This window comes from Maribacter sp. MAR_2009_72 (genome assembly GCF_007827235.1).
Taxonomy (GTDB): Bacteria; Bacteroidota; Bacteroidia; order Flavobacteriales; family Flavobacteriaceae; genus Maribacter; species Maribacter sedimenticola.
In genome coordinates this window covers 1,274,352-1,293,542 of the sequence record NZ_VISB01000001.1, presented here as the reverse complement: position 1 = coordinate 1,293,542, position 19,191 = coordinate 1,274,352, and the positions used below count along the sequence as shown (strand labels likewise).

The following is a 19,191-nucleotide window of genomic DNA, read 5'->3' as shown; positions in this document are numbered from 1 at the left end:
CATTTTTGAAAAAAACAAATGTGATTACACACTAATGTCACAACATAGTAAATGATGCTCTGTTAAGAAAACCGAATACATTCACAATATTTTTGAGATAAAGATTCCACCATCTATTGTATAATTAAATTTTGTTATCATTTGTTCAATAACATCTTAATATTATTGTCATCTTAAGAATGGATTAAGTCTATCCCAATATTGGTGAAATGGGAAGGTCGCTGATCTTAAGATACCCGTTATCGATTTACGGGTTAAAAATTGAGTACGGATGTCTTTTTCTAATGCTCTAGATGTACATAATATTTTTTTATATACGGGTAATTGTCAGGTAGGTGTCAACAGCATTTTTTCATAAAGAAATCATTCTCCGTTCTAAGGAATTTTAAGAAGCTAGGACTTCCTTGGGGTTCCATTTTTTTTTTAAAGTTTTGTGATTATCATTTTTTTTAAAGAAGTAGCCTTTAGAGCGAGGTTGTACTCATTCGTGTCATTCGATCCAGAATGATATACTCATGCACTCTATACACAGACAGTGCAGGATGGACTATTGTACAGGTCAGATTATTTTAGCATCTCTATTAAAACCAAAAAAAATGAAAAATATCTGGTGTATTATATTTTTGACATTTTCTCTTTTGGGACAAGCTCAAGGAATAGATGAATCGCTGTATGCATTTGATTTTAAAATGGATGGGATGTCAGTTCCTGAAAGGTCAAAATTGTTCGCTGAATTGGGCTATAAGGGTGTTACCTTCGCTGTAAAAAATGACGGACAAAGAAAAAAGCTGCAGGAATATCTTGATTCACCTGAATTTTTATCGGGAAAATTATCAATACCAGTAGTCTATTTTCCTTTTGACTTTAGCCAAGATTACGCAAGTGAAGGGGAGCTATGGAAAAAGACATTGAATGCCTTGCCCAAAAACGCTTCATTGTGGGTTATTATCCTTGAGCCAAATGCCACCGACCAAAAAGTGATAACACTATTAAAGGAGATGACCTCTGAGGCTGAAAAACTTGGAAAGGATATAGTGCTCTATCCCCATGATAACACCTTTATTGAAGCTGCTGAAGAATCTCTAACATATATTGAAGCCTTGAATACCAATAATCTGTATACAACGCTCCATTTGTGCCATGAAATGCGTGCAGGCAATGGAAATAGGTTATTGGATGTGGCCATTAAAACAGCTCCGTACGTAAAGTTTGCTTCGATCTCAGGAACAGATGTGACCATGAGGGAAAACGAAAAGGCGGACTGGTCCGATGCCATACAACCATTGGATAAAGGAGATTTTGAAGTGGAAAAATTTGTTTCCGTACTTCAGAAAATCGGATTTAAGGGTAAGACCGTATTACATACTTTTGGGATTGAGGAAGAGCCAACAGACCATTTGTCCCTTTCCATGCAAAAGTGGAAAGATATGATAGTAGCAACATATACCAATTTTAACAACAACCTTGATCAGATTTTGGATACTCCAGAAAATGCATATTGGGATTCTGGTTCAAAAACCTGGTTTATATCAAACTTAGGTGGTGAAAAGGTTACTATTGAAAAAGATGGCTACGGTTGGATTACCCGTCTCGATGAAAATGGAAATGTTTTAAAAAATAGATGGGTAGAAGGTTTGGATGCGCCCACTGGAATGTCTTCACAGGATGGACATTTGTATGCTGCCGACAGAGGGGTATTGGTGAAAATACGCATTGAAGACGGTAAAATTGTAAAAAAAATACCGCTTCCTGGATCACGTTTTGCCAATGATGTCGCAGCTACCCCTGACGGAAATATTTACGTGTCTGATACGTATGAAAACATTATCTATAGAATAGACAATAAGGGGAATGTGGAAATTTTTTTACAAAATGAGGAATTGGAATGTCCCAATGGCTTGTGGGTGGATGGTGATGACCTCATTGTGGCTACATGGGGCCCGATGACCAATGAGGCTACTTTTGATACGAGTAGAAAGGGTACACTGAAGAAGGTAAATTTAAAAACTAAGGAGATTTTAGCTGTTGGAAAAGGATTGCCTATTGCCAATTTTGACGGTGTGGTCAAGTACAAAGGTTTTTATTATGCAACAGATTGGGTTGGCGGAAGACTTTTAAAAATATCCAATAACGGAAATGTTAGCGAAGTTTTGACCGGATTTGTGCAAATGGCCGATTTGGGCATTGATCCAGAAAGAGGCATTTTGCTTATTCCGGAAATGAGTAAAAATAGATTTATCAAGGTTGCCTTAGAGTCCCTTTAAATTTTAGCAGACAATTCATATGAAAGTTTCCAGTACACATCCAAGCATTTTAATAGCAAATGCAATGGAGCAAATCTATAAATCAAGACTGACTACCACATCAGGTGGCAATATATCCATCAAGGGAGAAGATAATGTTGTTTGGATTACACCTGCTGGAGTGGACAAGGGTTCACTATCCAGAAAGGACATCGTTAAAGTAAATACCAATGGCGATTATGAAGGAAGGCACAAACCTTCATCTGAATTTCCATTTCATGCGGCGATATACAATAAAAGACCTGACATTAAGGCTATTATACATGCGCATCCTCCTGCATGTGTTGCTTTTAGCATAGTAGGACAAATTCCAGATACCACAATCATTCCGCAAGCAAAGCAACTTTGTGGTTCGGTAGGTTTTGCACCTTACCGCTTGCCAGGTAGTGAAGCTTTGGGCCAGAGTATAGCTGAAGAATTTCAAAAAGGTTTCAATTCGGTCATTATGGAAAACCATGGTATAGTGATTGGAGGAAGTACGCTTTCAGAGGCATTCATGCGCTTTGAGACTCTAGAGTTTTGTGCAAAAACATTGATACGTTCTAAGATGCTAGGCAAGAGTAAATCTCTTAGTAATACGCAGTTGGGCGCATTTGAGGCGTTAAAGAATGATTTTGGAACCATTCTAGAACACGTTCCTTCGGAAGAAGAACTGCTACTTCGCTATGAAATGGCAAAAATTATACAGCGGGCATGCAGACAAGGACTTATGGTCAGTTCGTTCGGTACTATTTCATGCAGGCTGACCGAAACAGCTTTTTTAATTAATCCTACAAATTTCAACAGAAGGGAAATAACCCCAGGAGATTTGGTTTTTATAGATAAGGAAACCAAAGAGTCACAAAAAGAAGCCAGTAGGGCAACACCGATGCACCAGGAAATCTACAAAAATCATAAGAATATCAACTGTATAATTTCTACACAATCGCCCAACGCAATGGCGTTTGCCATTACACATTTAAAAATGGATACAAGGACCATTCCAGAATCCTATGTCTTATTGGAAGACATACCCCTACTTCCTTATGGCGAACCATTAAAAAGAGGGGGTGATGCCGTTAAGGTTCTGGGCAAGCATACGCCAATAGGGCTTTTTCAAAACAATTCCCTTCTTGTTACAGGTTCAAGTCTTTTGGAAGCTTTTGACCGTTTGGAAGTGGCAGAATTCAGTGCAAAGTCTATTATTGACAGTAAAGCACTTGGTGTTGTCAATCCAATCAAAGAAAATGAGATTAAAGACTTAAGGGCGAAGTTTTTAAAAGATTAGGGGTTATATGGAATTCCTATCTATGAAATTGAATTCATTTTTAAAATCCCCTCCTTTTTTATTTAGAATACTTTCTGCCGCATGTTGCTCCATTTTAACAAAATTGGTCGATATTACGGTGATGCCCAATAATTCCTTTATAAGATATTATACCAATTTCTTTATCTAAAACCTAGTCCTTTTCTCTGATTATTTCCAGAAGGTTAACTAAATCGTTTTCCTCAATAACAATAAAGACGTCGCCCTTATCTAATATCATTTTATTGTATATCTCGTCGTAAAATTCAAAATCGAGGTAATGGTGCACATAAAACTTTCTAAAGCCGTATATATTCGTTTAGGATCTGGATATATTGATTTTCTGGTTAGACCGATACCAATTTATTGTATGCTAATATTTTATCAATCCCTACGTTCAGAGCGTTATAGATATTTTCTTCAAAGGCTTGGTAAATCTGCAAAAAAATAAATGTCGGAAGGTCCCAAATTATTATCTAGGAGCTGTTTTTGGAAATCTTGGATAAAGCTTTTTCAACATCTGGGCTTATACTTACATGGTTCAGACTATCAGTTTTAAAATGGGACTATATAATAGTCGTAGACCCCAATATTTTTATTTAAAAGGTTCAGGAAAAGACCTTCATCACAATGGTAAATTTAAAGGTCAACATAAGCCTTGACGCCAGCATGTGCTACAAATGAATTGTAGACCTTCATTATATAGTTACTCAGCTTATTTATTTAAAACAGGATATTGGTTTTTGCAATTAGGCGCATACGGTTAACAAAATTTCCCTTTCTTTAGAATGATACAATAACTTTTTGCTCCCTCAAAAGATTATGAGCTTTTTCCGTAATATCCCAAGACAAGTTAAATTCTTCACTCAAGTTATTTATTAAGGAAGCCTTTAATCAATTTTAAAATTATCTAAAGGTATGTTTTCAATTATACTGTCAACTATTGGTATTTTGGTTTACGTGATTTTGGGATTTATTTTTATTCGGTTGAGCATGGATATTAATTTTATTGAAGATGAAGTATTCTAGGATGTGAAATAAAACAAAAACAGGAAAATAATATAATCCAACGGTACAGTACAGGATAGCTACTCTTTAATCTTTGAGTAAGTTAGCTGAATAATTAATAAAAATTAAAAGATGAGCACTAAACCTAAAGCTTTTAAATACGTAAACTACCTTTGGGACAATAAAAAAGCAGGTGCATTTGGTGATGATCAAGTTGCACTTTTTTTATACAGATCCAACATATTGGGATCAGATTTAAGAATTACCAATTATGGCGGTGGCAACACAAGCTGTAAAACAACAGAAAAAGATCCGTTGACAAATGAAGAAGTTGAGGTGATGTGGATTAAAGGTTCTGGAGGTGACATAGGGACTTTGGACAAGAGTGGAATTGCAGGTCTCTATACAGAAAGACTTAGAAGGTTAAAAAATGTGTACCAAGGACTTGATGACGAGGATCGTATGGTTGGCCTCTTCAATCATTGCATATATGATCTAGACAGCCGGGCCCCGTCAATAGATACACCATTACACGGTATGTTACCGTTCAAGCACATTGACCATTTGCACCCAGATGCGCTGATTGCCGTAGCTGCCGCAAAAGACAGCGAGAAGGTTACCAAAGAAATCTGGGGTGATACTATGGGGTGGGTACCATGGCAAAGACCAGGGTTTGATTTAGGTCTGCAATTGGAAAAATGTTTGGAAGAAAATCCTGGAATTCGCGGAATTGTCTTGGGTAGCCATGGGCTTTTCACTTGGGGGGACACCTCTTATGAATGTTATATCAATAGCCTTGAAGTAATCGAAATGGCCTCGGAATACATTGCCAAGATGGTAAAAGAGAAGGGTAGTGTGTTTGGAGGTATAAAAGTAAAATCGCTACAAAGTGATGAGCGTAAAGAAAAGGCAGCACAATTAATGCCTTTGTTAAGGGGGCTTTGTTCATCAGAAGGCAGAATGATAGGTCATTTCAATGATTCGGATACAGTCTTGGAATATATCAACAGCCATGATTTAGAACGCCTTGCACCTATGGGCACCTCATGTCCTGACCATTTTCTTAGAACCAAGATTCAGCCCTTGGTTTTAGGCTTGAGCCCTGATGAGGATATTACTGATTCGGAAAAGACATTGAACAAGCTAAAGCCTGCTTTTGAGCAATACAGGAGCGAGTATGAAGCGTATTACAATACGTGCAAAAGGGACAATAGCCCCGCAATACGGGATTCAAATCCAGTGATAATCTTATATCCCGGGGTTGGTATGTTCAGCTTTGCCAAGAACAAGCAGACAACACGTGTGGCAAGTGAATTCTACATTAACGCTATTAATGTAATGCGGGGGGCCGAAGCCATCTCGACTTATACCTCACTTCCAAGGCAGGAAGCTTTTGATATTGAGTACTGGTTGTTGGAAGAAGCAAAACTCCAGCGAATGCCTAAAGAAAAACCATTGTCAAGGAAAGTTGCCTTGGTCACGGGAGCAGGGGGAGGTATTGGAAAAGCCATTGCCGATAAATTGGCTGAAGAAGGGGCAAATGTTGTGTTGACCGATGTGGCCGAGAATAGATTGCAAGAAGCCGTCCAGACCTATAAAAAAGATACAGCCGCCTATAAAGTCTGCGACGTAACTAAAATGGATTCCATACAAAACGCGTACAAAAAAGCATGTCTTGAGTTTGGAGGTGTGGATATTGTCGTCCATAGCGCAGGCCTGGCCATATCCAAGCCATTGGCGGAGACATCCGAGTCGGATTGGGACATTTTACAAGATGTTTTGGTGAAAGGTCAATTTGAATTGGCAAAGCAGGGTGTGGAAATTATGAGAAAACAAGGACAAGGCGGAGATTTTATATCAATTGCCAGTAAAAACGGATTGGTAGCTGGCCCAAATAATGTGGGTTATGGCACCGCCAAGGCAGCCCAACAGCATATGGTGCGCCTATTGGCATCCGAACTCGCATCAGACAAGATTAGAGTCAATACGGTTAATCCTGATGGCGTGATTGTGGGCAGTAAAATCTGGGAAGGTGACTGGGCAGAAGGAAGGGCAAAAGCCTACGGTATAACCGTGGAAGAACTACCGGCCCATTATGCCAAAAGAAATTTATTGAACGAGATTATTTATCCGGAGGATATAGCAAATGGCGTATTTGCGCTTGTAGGTTTGCTAGATAAGTCCACTGGTAATATTATTAATGTTGATGGAGGCATGGCCAACGCCTTTGTTCGATAGTAAAAATTAAGTTACAGTTAATTAAAGTTGGTTTGAGTTAGTTTGTGAAGTCTATGAGGCCGTTTAACAGCGGCCCATGGATTTCCTAACCTATTTGATAATGAAATATGGAAATTAGAAAGGATATACTTCAAGAACAAAATAATAAGCAAATTCAAGACCTTGAAGATGATTTTACCAGATTAGCGGAAAAACTCACCAAAAAAGGAGTGAATATACAAGGGTTGCTTCAAAGGCTACAAGACTTTCAAGTGGCTATTCCAAGTTGGGCCTTAGGTGCAGGAGGTACCCGTTTTGGTAGATTTGGGTTCTTTGGGGAACCTACCAGTTTGGAAGAAAAGATTGATGATATTGGAATTCTGCACGCTCTCACAAAGACGGCAGGAGCTGTTTCGTTGCACATACCTTGGGACATACCTAACGACTATGCCGCAATAAAAGAGAAAGCCAAAGGCCACGGGATAATCTTTGATGCGGTAAATTCAAATACCTTTCAAGATCAATCCCATGCCCAATTGAGTTATCGCCATGGTTCCCTCAGCAGTATGGATAAAGAAGTGAGGCAAATGGCGGTTCAGCATAACAACGATGTTGTAGATATAGGTGAAAAATTGGGGTCTAAAAGCTTGACTGTTTGGTTGGCGGATGGCACCAACTTTCCGGGGCAGAGAGATTTTCAGAGCTCCCTTCTCAATACTCAGGACAGTTTAAAGAAAATCTATGGTCATATGCCGGATGATTGGAAGCTGTTCATTGAATATAAACCCTACGAACCCAATTTCTACAGTACCGTTATACAGGATTGGGGCACCTCATTTATGTTGGCTAATGCCTGTGGTGAGAGGGCCTATACCCTTGTGGACTTGGGGCACCATTTGCCAAACACGAACATTGAACAAATTGTGGCCACATTGATGCTCAAGGGCAAACTGGGCGGATTTCATTTCAATGATAGCAAATATGGGGATGACGACCTTACTGTAGGAAGCATAAAACCCTATAGCTTGTTTTTGATTTTCAATGAATTGGTCAATGGAATGGAAAGAAATAAACAAAATCCGGAATTGGCGTGGATGATCGATGCAAGTCATAATATAAAGGATCCTTTGGAAGATTTGCTACAGTCATTAGAGGCTATACAGGAATCCTATGCCAAAGCTATGCTAATAAATCAAGAAAGTCTTTTAGAAGCGCAGTCCAAGGGTGATGTGGTCCAGTGCCAAGAAATTCTGCAAGATGCCTTCAGGACGGATGTGAGGCCCTTGCTTGCAAAAGCACGGGTCGACTTAGGCGGAGCTGTAAACCCCTTGAAGATCTACAGGGCAATGGAAGTAAGAAATAAATTAATCGCAGAGCGTGGAAAACACACGGTTGCAACAGGATTATGATTGAATGGGCAAGAAAAAAGTAACCGCGGTCTTTGATATTGGTAAAACAAATAAAAAATTCTTCCTTTTTGATGAGAATTATGAGGAAGTGCATCGGGAATACCGCCAGTTTAAAAATAAGGTTGACGAAGAAAACCATCCTTGCGAAGATATAGAGGATCTTCAAGTTTGGCTAAAGAGTGTTTTTGAAAACACCATCAACTTGAACACCTATGATTTGCAAGCACTTAATTTTTCAACGTATGGTGCCAGTTTGGTACATTTAGATGAACATGGTAATCCTTTGTTGCCCATGTACAGCTATACCAAGCCTATACCAGAAAAGGTCACCAAAAGTTTTTTTGCCAAATACGGGCCAAATGAGCAACTGTTGGCCTTGACAGGTTCAGACGATGCAGGTTTATTGAATTCGGGAATGCAGTTGTATTGGCTTAAACACTATAAGCCTGATATCTTCAAAAAAATTAAGATATCATTGCACCTTCCTCAATACATTAGTTATGTATTTACAGGTGTTCCAGTTTCTGAATATACCAGTTTGGGTTCTCATACCTTGCTATGGAATTACCAAAAGAAAGACTATCATGATTGGGTGTATAAAGAAGGTTTCCACAAAATATTGGCGCCATTGGTACCTTCGGAAACCAGTATAAACATGAACTACAACGGTAACCGAATTAAGGTCGGGGTGGGCATACACGATAGTTCCGCAGCACTTCTGCCATACATTAGGGGTGCAAAGGAAAAGTTTGTATTGGTGTCAACGGGTACCTGGAGTATCGCATTCAATCCATTTATCAACGGAAATTTATCCGAACAGGACATCAAGAATGATTGTATTAATTATATGCGTATCAATGGTAAGCCCGTAAAGGCCTCAAGAATATTTCTGGGCAATGAATATAAGCTACAGATTGATTTTCTAAACAAACATTATGGAGTAGAAAAGGATAGGCACAAAAAGTTGGAGTTCGATTTCGACACCTTTTTTGAAATCAACAAAGATTTTGTGCATCTTTTTAGGTGGCAAAGCTTTTCGGACGAGAACATGCCCGATAAAACTGATATTCCATATAATACGTTTGAACACGCTTACCATCATTTAATGATCGAGCTTACAATGATACAGGTGAAAATCATCAAAAGGGTCATGGATGATAGAGTTGTAAACAATCTTTATATTGATGGTGGTTTCGCTGATAATGATATTTATGTAAAGTTGTTGGCCCACTATTTGAGGAATACACAGGTAATGACCACTGATTCGGCATTGGGCTCATCAATAGGGGCTGCAATAGCAGTTTCTGACCAGAAACTGAATTCAAAATTTCTTAACAAGAACTACGCACTAAAAAAACACGTTCCATTCGTTATAAAATGAACCTCATAGCACAAATAGACAGTAGATACCCAGCCACACAAGACCTAAGATTGCGTTCCAAGGAGAAGGTACCCAGATTTGCATTTGAGTATCTTGATGGAGGGTGCAATGAAGACGTCAATATCGTAAGGAACACTAAAGAGATAAGGGACGTAAAACTTATGCCCAGATACCTTAGAAATTATGGTGAAAGTTCGTTAAAAACCTCACTTTTTGGTATTGAATATGATGCCCCTTTCGGTATATCGCCAGTTGGCCTTCAAGGGTTGATGTGGCCCAATTCACCGGAAATTTTGGCCAAGGCAGCTTTTGAGCACAACATTCCCTTTATTTTGAGCACGGTCACCACTATGAGTATAGAAAGGGCAAGTGAACTGACGGAGGGTAAAGTTTGGTTTCAGTTGTACAACCCTGTGAATGATCATGTAAGAAATGATATTATTGGTAGGGCCGAAAGTGCAGGGTGCCCCGTTTTGGTGTTATTGTGCGATGTGCCCACCTTTGGATATCGCCCCCGGGACATTAAGAATGGTCTTGCGCTTCCTCCAAAAATGTCGGTTAAAAATATTTTACAGACTCTGGGCAAGCCCGAGTGGGCCATCAAAACATTGCGCTATGGCCAACCTACGTTTGAAACACTCAAACCCTACATACCGGAGGGATTGAACTTAAAACAGTTGGGATTTTTCATGGACAAGACCTTTTCAGGAAAATTGAACCGTGAGAAAATAATGCCGATAAGGGATAAATGGAAAGGAAAACTGGTGTTGAAAGGTGTGGCTTCGGAAGAAGACACTAAAGATGCCATAGATATGGGGTTTGACGGAATTATTGTATCAAATCATGGAGGCAGGCAATTGGATGCCGCAGAATCCACCATTGCGCCCTTGAGCCGTATTGCTGAAAAATATAAAGACCAATTGACCATAATGATGGATAGCGGTATACAATCCGGACCAGATATTGCCAGAAGTTTGGCAAGTGGCGCTGATTTTACCTTTATGGGCAGGTCCTTTATGTATAGTGTCGGTGCTTTGGGCAATAAGGGCGGCAACCATGCCATTGCCATGTTCAAAAGACAGTTGGGTCAAGTTATGAATCAACTATGTTGTAAAAAAATCGAAGACTTGCCAAATCATCTAATTAAATAACCAATTTGAAATGACCAAGTACAATATTGAAAATGAGCAGGAGAATTACGCTTCAGGTGAATTTGAGAGAGAACCGGTACCAAAATCAAAATTAAAAAGCTGGAAAAGCTTTTTGGGCATGTATGCCGGGGAGCATGCCGCTGGCACAGAATTTATGATAGGCCCATTGTTCTTAACGGCGGGCGTAAGCGCTTTCGATTTGATTATAGGACTATTGTTGGGTAATCTTTTAGCCGTGCTAAGCTGGCGTTTTCTTACGGCCCACATTGCTGTGAAAAGAAGATTGACGCTCTACTATCAGTTGGAAAGAATAGCTGGTAAAAAGTTGGTCACGTTTTACAATCTGGCCAATGGATTATTGTTTTGCTTTTTAGCAGGTGCCATGGTTACTGTTTCGGCCACAGCAGTGGGTGTTCCTTTTGATATGGAAATGCCAAAGCTGACCGATACCGTGCCCAATAGTTTAACCTGGGTCATTATTGTACTATTGATAGGATTGGTAATTTCCATTATTGCGGCAAGGGGGTATGAAACAGTGTCAAAAGCGGCCAATTGGATGTCGCCCATCATCGTAACAGGTTTTATTGCCTGTGGAATTGTGGCTCTTTCACAATTAAACGTTGGCAGCCTCGAAGATTTTTGGAATATTTGGGGAGAGGGAACCGATCCCTTTCCTGGTCAGCTTAAGTTTGGATTCTGGCATGTGGTAATTTGGTCGTGGTTTGCCAATGCGGCCATGCACGTGGGCATGTCAGATTTATCGGTTTTTCGTTATGCCAAGAATGAATCCAGCGGATGGACCACGGCTGCAGGGATGTATGTAGGACACTATATGGCATGGATTGCAGCAGCTTTGTTGTATGCCGTCTACCTAAAATCTCCAGAGGCGCAGACTTTTTTAGGCAATGGAGAAGCACCACCAGTGGCTCCCGGACCATTGGCCCATAACGCAATCGGTATTTTTGGAATCATTGTGGTCATCCTTGCAGGATGGACCACGGCCAATCCCACAATCTACCGAGCTGGACTTGCATTTCAGGCCATAATGCCAAAATTGAGCACGGCCAAGGTAACTTTTATTGCTGGGATGATTGCGACAGTATCGGGCCTATTTCCTGCCTTTGCCATGAAATTACTGGGCTTTGTGGCTTTATATGGATTCATTTTGGCCCCGTTTGGAGCCATCATTGTATTTGAACATTTCTTTGCCAAGCGTCTTGCGCTTGTTGAAGACTATGCGGCCAAAGAACGTATTGGGTTCAATAAAGCCGTATTTTGGTCTTGGGCCGTAAGTTTTGGTGTTTTCTATTTTATTTCCCTGTATTTTGATGTATTCCTTTCATTTGTAACCCTTCCTGCATGGATTTTGTGTGGTATACTGTTTTTAGTATTTAGCAAGTGGCTCCAAAGAAGGTATACTGTTGCAAAAGATTCTTAGATGGAAAGGCCAATTACACTTGGAGAGTACATTGTTGAGAACCAAAAAGATTTTGCCTATACTAAAGGAGAACTCACTGCGCTATTGAGTTCCATTAAATTGGCGGGAAAAGTTGTCAATGAGAAAATAAACAAGGCGGGACTTGCCAATATCATTGGTAAATTAGATAAAGAAAATGTTCAAGGTGAGATTCAGGCGAAACTTGATATAATTGCCAACGATATTTTTGTGGACACACTAAGAAATAGGGGCGAAATCTGTGGTTTGGCCTCTGAAGAGGTGGAAAGTTTTATTTCTTTTGATGAAACCATAAATCTGGATTCCAAATACGTGGTGCTGATTGATCCTTTGGACGGGTCTTCCAATATCGATGTAAATGTTACCGTTGGAACCATTTTTAGCATATACCGAAGAATATCGCCTGTTGGAAGCCCTGTGACCCTTGAGGACTTTTTACAGCCAGGGATTAACCAGATTGCTGCAGGATATCTTATTTATGGTTCATCCACTATATTGGTATACACCGTTGGTAATGGGGTAAATGGATTCACTTTTAATCCGGGCGTGGGGTCATTTTTTCTTTCACATCCTAATATAAAATTTCCTGATACTGCCGAGATATATTCTGTAAATGAGGGCAATTATGAACATTTTCCTATAGGAATAAAAAAGTTTATCAAGTGGGCGCAACGAACCGATAATTCACAGAATACGCCCTTAACCGCGCGGTATACGGGTTCTTTGGTGGCGGACATCCATAGAAATATGCTCTTGGGTGGTATTTATTTATACCCCCAAGGTTCATTATCACCTAATGGAAAATTACGGTTACTTTATGAAGCCAATCCCATCGCATTTATCACAGAACAGGCCGGGGGCAAGGCAGTTGATGGTAAGAACAGGATTTTGGAAATCCTTCCAAAAGAACTACACCAGCGCTCACCATTGATTTGTGGTTCAAAAAAGCTTGTGGACCGGGTGGAAAACTTCATCGACAAATTTCCGGAGGGATGTTGAACTTTAAAAACAGTATAGAACAACAAACTTGTCTTACAAACATATAATTGTTAGGATTTAAAGTATGGAAAGCATTAATCTTCAAAAATTAAAAACTTATCGAGCCAAGGCTGCCTTTGTGTTGCTCTTTGTTTCGGTTTTTGTTCTTGGTTGCTTTAATATAAAAAAAGATAAAAAACAAAACGAAGCTCCTCAAAAAGTTGTAGAGGATATGATTATTGTAGACATGCCAAATCATATTGAGTCAATACCGCAAGGTATGGTATGGATACCCGGTGGCAGCTTTGATCAGGGTGCGATGGATATTGATAATTTTGCAATGGCACACGAAAAACCAAGGCACATGGTTGCTGTTGATGGGTTTTTTATGGATGCTCATGAGGTTACCAATGCCCAATTTTCCCAGTTTGTTGAAGAAACGGGGTATGTTACCGTATCTGAAAGGCAAATTGATTGGGAGGAAATGAAAAAGCAACTTCCCCAAGGGACACATAAGCCCCATGATTCCATTTTACAGCCTGGTTCGTTGGTTTTCAAGAAAACAAAGTCGAGTGTACCCAATCTTTATGATTATTCCCAATGGTGGGAATGGAAAATTGGAGCCAATTGGAAACATCCTTACGGACCCAATAGTACCATAGAAGGAAGGGAGAATCATCCAGTGGTGCATATTGCTTTGGAGGATGCCCAAGCCTATTGTAAATGGGCGGGAAAAAGGTTGCCTACCGAAGCGGAATGGGAGTATGCTGCGCGAGGAAACAACAAAGATGCCCAATTTTTCTGGGGAGATGAAATAGGCGTGCTGAGCAAGTACGCCAATACTTGGGAGGGTAAATTTCCGGTAAACAATTCACTGGATGATGGTTTTGAAAGGACAGCTCCTGTGATGAGTTATCCAAAAAACGGATTTGGACTTTATGATATGGCAGGAAATGTTTGGGAATGGACCAGCGACTGGTTTAACATAGATTACTACAATGAATTGGCGAATGGAAACGGTGTGGCCAGAAATCCTGCAGGAGCTTCCAAAGCGTTTAATCCAAATAATCCATATCTTCAAGAGAAGGTCATAAAGGGAGGGTCCTTTCTATGTAGCGCATCGTATTGTGCCAGTTATAGAATATCTGCTAGAATGGCCACAAGTCCAGATTCGGGCATGGAACATTTAGGGTTTAGAACTGTCCTATCTTTAAAAATTGAGTAAGTAGACCTATTATTTACGTTAGATAGGCTAAGCATCAATAATTTTCCCGCAGTTCAATATTCCTCTAGGATCTAGGGAAACCTTCAATAAGCGCATCAATTCAATTTCTTCGGTAGACCTACTGAGTTGCAAATACTCTTTTTTGTGCACTCCTATACCATGCTCAGCTGAAACGGAACCTTTAAGTTGTTTTAAAGGACCATATACAATATCATTGACTTTTTTGGTTAGTTCGGTAGTTCCATTGGATTTTCCGACAAGAAAATGAATATTGCCATCGGCGACATGCCCATGAGCGAAGTAGATTTCTACTTCAGGTAGATTTTCAAATGTATCAAAGACCTGATCCACGTAATTTCCAATATCCCCAATGGGAAGGCTTACATCAAAATTCTGTACATGGTTGCATTTTGCGACGAGGACATCTACATCTTCGCGTATTCTCCAAAAAAAGTCGAGATGTTGTGATGACTGGGCCAATGTGGCATCATCAATCAATTCTTGGGATAGTGCTTCTCCCAAGAGTTCTTCCAATAGCTGCTGATCTTTGGAATGGTCACTCCCTAAAGTTTCCAAAAGAACATAATATGTATAGCCATAGGGCAAGAGCTTGGGAATGTTTGTGCTGGATGAGGTCATCTCCTTAAAATTAACTTCCCATAAAAGCTCATAGCCACTTAGGATTCCACCAAGCTCCATATCCATAAATTTTAAAAAAGCAACTACATTTTTATAGTCGTTAATGCCCACAAAGGCACTATTTCTGCTTCTGGGTTTTTCTTGTAACCTTAAAACAGCCTTGGTCACAACACCTAAAGTGCCTTCCGAACCGATGAACAATTGTTTAAGATCATATCCTGAGTTGTCCTTGATGATTTTTTTCATGGAAGAAACGATAGTGCCATCTGCCAAGACTGCTTCAAGGCCCAAAATCAAATTTCTCGTCATTCCATACTTAAAAACCCGAAGCCCACCCGCATTCGTTGAAATTACACCTCCTATTTGGGCGGATCCTTTTGCTCCAAAAGTCATTGGAAAGAGTAAATTTTCATTTTCAACAGCGAGGTGGATATTTTCCAAGATCACTCCAGCTTGAACGTTAATAGTTCTACTTGACGGATCTAATTCTTCAATTAGGTTCATTCGCTCCATGGCAATCACCACTTCGTCTTTTGACACCTCCGTACTACCTACCAGATTGGTTAGACCACCATGAACTACCGTAGGCTGATAATATTTGTGACAAATGGATAGGATATCCGATACATCTTTTGTAGTGGTTGGAAAGAAGACGGCTTTGGCCATCAAAGGTTTTTCCATTTCCCAAATGTGACAGAATCTATCTTTTAATTCTAATCCAACAAGCACTTTTTCAGCACCAATTACTTTTGTGATTTCTTCTATGAATCTATCTTTCATGCTGTTTGTTCAAATATGTATTCACTGTGAGCCGGCATTGACCGTATACTCACCACGACCTTCAGGCCCCATGGAAAGATATCCTCCATCTACGATTAAATTGGTGCCGGTTATAAAAGAAGCATCGTTGCTTAATAAGAAGAGAACGGGTCTTGCCACTTCAATGGCCAATCCCACTCGTTTTAGCATATGAAATCGACCCCAGATGGGGTCCCATTTTTTACGCCCACCGCCATCTAAGTTGGCTGCTTTATCGGTTTCTTGGGTCCATATCCAACCAGGGTCTACACTGTTCACTCGAATATTATCATTTGCCAAATCCAATGCTTGGCATTTAGTAAGTTGGTTCACTGCTCCTTTTGATGTATTGTACGTCCATCTATCCTTTTGCGCGATATGGGCTGAAATACTGGAGATGTTTACAATTGCTCCACCACCGGACTTTTTCATAAATGGATGTACCGCTTTTGCCATACGGGCATAGGCCAAGGGTCCTACTGTAAAACTGCGCATCCAATCTTCGGTTTTTGCATTTATTCCTCTAGCGGTAAATGAAAAGGCGTTATTGACCAAATAATTTATGTTTCCGTATCTTTTGAAAGTTTCCAGCACAGCTTCCTCGCAAAATTTTTCATCTCCCATATCACCTTTCAAGAAAGTTGTCTGATATCCCCTTTTTTGATTTTCTTCCTGTACGTTCTTCCCGGCAGCATCTATGTCTGTAAATAAGACTTTGCCACCTTCCTTACAAAACTCTTCTGTAATTGCACGTCCAAGTCCAGATGCTCCACCTGTGATGATAGCTACCTTATTTTTAAACCGATTTGAATAAAAACTATGTTTATCTGTATTGGATGTGTTCTCCATTTCTCAGAGGATTATAAGTTATAAAAATGAATCGCATTATTTTTAAAAATGGCTAAACGACTTTCTTTGGAGAGCCCTTTGGTTAGGGCAGTTGCCGTTTTGAACCATTTTGACCAAGACGAAGCACGAAGGGCATGCGGCCAATCGCTTCCCCAAATAAGCCGTTCGGGACCAAAAGCATCCATTACGGCTTCTGTATATGGCCTTAGGTCTTCGATGTCCCAATTTTCCAAAACAGCATTACAAATCAGATTTGAAAATTTACAATAATGAGGTCCGGAATTGGCAAAGCTCATAAGATGGCTTTTCCAGGGTTCTATCTGTTTTACTTGAATGTTGGGATTTCCTATATGGTCTAAAATAAATTTTGTATTGGGGCATTTTTCAACAAGTTTTAGCACAGCAGGGAAATGTTTTGGGCCAATGGTAAGTTCAAAGTGAAGACCATGAGCTCCCAAAAGTTGTACAGCTTCTACAAATTTGGGTTGAATACAAAAATTGATGTCTTTTTTTGGTTCGATTAACTGTCTAACCCCTTTTATTCGTTTATCTTTTTTAAATGCTTCCAACGTCTTTGCCACAACGCTTCCGGTGTGGAGTGGGGCCCAGGGAACAATTCCGGAGAGTCTTTTGTCTTCATCGGCAAGTGCCTGCACCCATTTTATCTCATCCATAAATTGTGAGGGCTTGCACTCAGCTTGTACAAAAACCATTTTTTCAACATGAACTCCACTTGATGCCTTATAATAATCAGACAAGGAAAAGCTTCGGTTTATCTTAGGGAAATTCATTAACCATGGATAGTTCAGCTTTTGTAAATCCCAAAGGTGAATATGTGCATCAACAACTGATAAATTTTCCATACAAAACAATTAGTTATTCATAACATAAGTGGAGTAGCCTAATAGGATGAAAGCGACGCATAGGGTCAAAACACCATAAAGCATTATGCGACGAGTTTTTGATCCTGAGTTTTTCCATTCACCTCCCAAAGCTCCTGCTAAATTGCCCGTTAAAATTGAAGCAAGTATCATCATGGGAAAACCGGCATAGGCACCATAATCTCCCATCGCGTTTGCACCTATTCCATAAATGATTATTCCTCCTGGCCAAGCCAATCCCATAAAAAGGGCACCAAGCCATTCTATGGTAAGGCTTCCTTTTTTCAAATTCTTGAATGTTCCTTTCTTAACCATCATATAAAAACCATAGATGGTATTAATGAAAAAGTTGGCTGTAAAAACCAAACTCCATAGTGCAAAACTCGTTGCATATTCAGGTACTTGCATCGCTATGGCCTGATCGGTGATGGGTGCACCAAAAATAAAGGCAAAGTTGACACCGGCAGAAAGGATACCGGATATAATACAAAAAAGGATCCCTGACTTAAAGCTCCCTTTAACATGAGATGTATTTGTGCTTTTGTCTTTGGATATTAGGGCAGTCTCTTTTTGCTTAGCCGCCACCGACATGATGACTACCCCGAGAATCATAATTGTGACTGCGCTAATTAGAACATAACCTCCCTTGGTTGCGAGTTGTGAAGGCTCAAAGACGGACAGTGGTACAATTGATCCAAAAATATTGATGAGCCCCATTAGAATTGAAACCCCCAAAGCCATGCCCATTGCAGCTATGGCCCTTCCCCAGTATATTCCGCCGATACCCCATGCAACACCACTTAAAACAACTCCTATTAAGACTGTGTTGGGTATTGAGGAATATAATTGGGATAAGTCTTCAACATATAAAGTTGCTAACGGCCAAGGCAGTAAGAGAAGGGCAAAAAGAGAACCAATCCCCCATATATTCTCAAACTGCCATGATTTCATCTTAGTTACCGGAATGGAAAATAATCCTTCAAGTATTCCTCCCAATGTAACAAGTATAACCCCAATAGAGAACGACATAATTATTTGATTTTTAATTGCCTTATCAGAATTTTATTTCATCAAGGTAGTTCAACATGTACTATGGTTTTAGTCAGGTCTATGTGACAAATAACCGGCAGTAGTTTAGTAATAAAAACTTAAGGGGAAATCCTTCCTTTAAAAATACCACGAAACTGGCTTTCAAAGTAAACTTTTGGTCAAAGAATTTTCAATTGCTTATGCTTAAAAAATATAAGTAATTAAAGGTTGACTCTTATATCCATAATGCGGATTTTTTATACTCCTTATAATTCAATAGTGTTATTTTATTCAATAGTAATTATTAAGTCCCATAATAGTATCCTGCACCTACCTGACTTTCATCTCCAGAAGTGAACTATATGGTTTCTGTGGAGGGGTGGGTTGGAATTCGTTTTTGGAGTTTTTAGTCTTTATCTGAATAGTTATGATAAATGTGGGACCACCTGTTTCGAGGTCATTTAAAAATTACGTGTTCTTAAGATTTGAGCAAAAGCATAACCCAAAATCAAATATCATTTTCATTATTAATGTCAAAGGTATGATGGAGAATCATACTGCATTTCAAGAACTGTTAAAAGT

The 19,191-nt window shown here is 39.6% G+C and carries 14 protein-coding genes; 9 read left to right on the top strand and 5 right to left on the bottom strand.

The annotated features are described in order from the left end of the window. Positions 1-596 precede the first annotated feature (596 nt). Complete coding sequence (locus tag JM81_RS05470) at positions 597-2,264, top strand: TIM barrel protein (protein WP_144801211.1); 1,668 nt, start codon at positions 597-599, stop codon at positions 2,262-2,264. Between the two features lie 64 nt (positions 2,265-2,328). Continuing rightward, a complete protein-coding gene (locus JM81_RS05465) occupies positions 2,329-3,570 on the top strand; it encodes a class II aldolase/adducin family protein (RefSeq protein ID WP_261374972.1) in 1,242 nt (413 codons plus the stop codon). Positions 3,571-3,573: 3 nt separating this feature from the next. On the opposite strand, the gene JM81_RS18595 is transcribed toward JM81_RS05465, so the two are convergent. Next, positions 3,574-3,699 (bottom strand): hypothetical protein, encoded by a 126-nt coding sequence (locus JM81_RS18595; RefSeq protein ID WP_261374971.1) that lies wholly within the window; start codon positions 3,697-3,699, stop codon positions 3,574-3,576. 1,029 nt (positions 3,700-4,728) lie between these two features. On the opposite strand from JM81_RS18595, the gene JM81_RS05455 reads away from it, so the two are divergent. The 7 genes from JM81_RS05455 to JM81_RS05425 all read left to right on the top strand — a co-directional run bounded on the left by JM81_RS05455 (position 4,729) and on the right by JM81_RS05425 (position 14,413). Then, positions 4,729-6,834 (top strand): bifunctional aldolase/short-chain dehydrogenase, encoded by a 2,106-nt coding sequence (locus tag JM81_RS05455; protein ID WP_144801207.1) that lies wholly within the window; start codon positions 4,729-4,731, stop codon positions 6,832-6,834. 107 nt (positions 6,835-6,941) lie between these two features. Then, positions 6,942-8,222, top strand: a complete 1,281-nt coding sequence (locus JM81_RS05450; RefSeq protein ID WP_144801205.1) for a sugar isomerase — start codon at positions 6,942-6,944, stop codon at positions 8,220-8,222. Between the two features lie 4 nt (positions 8,223-8,226). Beyond that, complete coding sequence (locus JM81_RS05445; protein WP_144801203.1) at positions 8,227-9,603, top strand: FGGY-family carbohydrate kinase; 1,377 nt, start codon at positions 8,227-8,229, stop codon at positions 9,601-9,603. Beyond that, on the top strand, positions 9,600-10,754 hold the full coding sequence (locus JM81_RS05440; protein ID WP_144801201.1) for an alpha-hydroxy acid oxidase: 1,155 nt from the start codon (positions 9,600-9,602) through the stop codon (positions 10,752-10,754). Before JM81_RS05445 ends, JM81_RS05440 begins: the two co-directional genes overlap by 4 nt. Before the next feature lie 10 nt (positions 10,755-10,764). Then, on the top strand, positions 10,765-12,192 hold the full coding sequence (locus JM81_RS05435) for a purine-cytosine permease family protein (RefSeq protein ID WP_144801200.1): 1,428 nt from the start codon (positions 10,765-10,767) through the stop codon (positions 12,190-12,192). Further along, complete coding sequence (gene fbp / locus JM81_RS05430) at positions 12,193-13,209, top strand: class 1 fructose-bisphosphatase (RefSeq protein WP_144801198.1); 1,017 nt, start codon at positions 12,193-12,195, stop codon at positions 13,207-13,209. Between the two features lie 64 nt (positions 13,210-13,273). Further along, positions 13,274-14,413: a formylglycine-generating enzyme family protein gene (locus JM81_RS05425; RefSeq protein ID WP_144801196.1), complete on the top strand. Its 1,140-nt coding sequence runs from the start codon at positions 13,274-13,276 to the stop codon at positions 14,411-14,413. Between the two features lie 27 nt (positions 14,414-14,440). Here the strand turns inward: JM81_RS05425 and JM81_RS05420 are convergent, their stop codons facing one another. The 4 genes from JM81_RS05420 to JM81_RS05405 are packed head-to-tail and all read right to left on the bottom strand — an operon-like array spanning position 14,441 to position 18,609. After that, entirely contained in the window at positions 14,441-15,832 is a 1,392-nt protein-coding gene (locus JM81_RS05420; RefSeq protein WP_144801193.1) for an FAD-binding oxidoreductase, read from the bottom strand. A 21-nt stretch (positions 15,833-15,853) separates the two neighbouring features. Next, the gene (locus tag JM81_RS05415; protein WP_144801191.1) at positions 15,854-16,699 is read right to left on the bottom strand and encodes an SDR family oxidoreductase; all 846 of its coding nucleotides are present in this window, start codon (positions 16,697-16,699) and stop codon (positions 15,854-15,856) included. Between the two features lie 11 nt (positions 16,700-16,710). Continuing rightward, entirely contained in the window at positions 16,711-17,562 is an 852-nt protein-coding gene (locus JM81_RS05410; RefSeq protein WP_144801189.1) for an amidohydrolase family protein, read from the bottom strand. 9 nt (positions 17,563-17,571) lie between these two features. Beyond that, complete coding sequence (locus JM81_RS05405; protein ID WP_144801187.1) at positions 17,572-18,609, bottom strand: L-rhamnose/proton symporter RhaT; 1,038 nt, start codon at positions 18,607-18,609, stop codon at positions 17,572-17,574. Between the last annotated feature and the right edge of the window lie 582 nt (positions 18,610-19,191).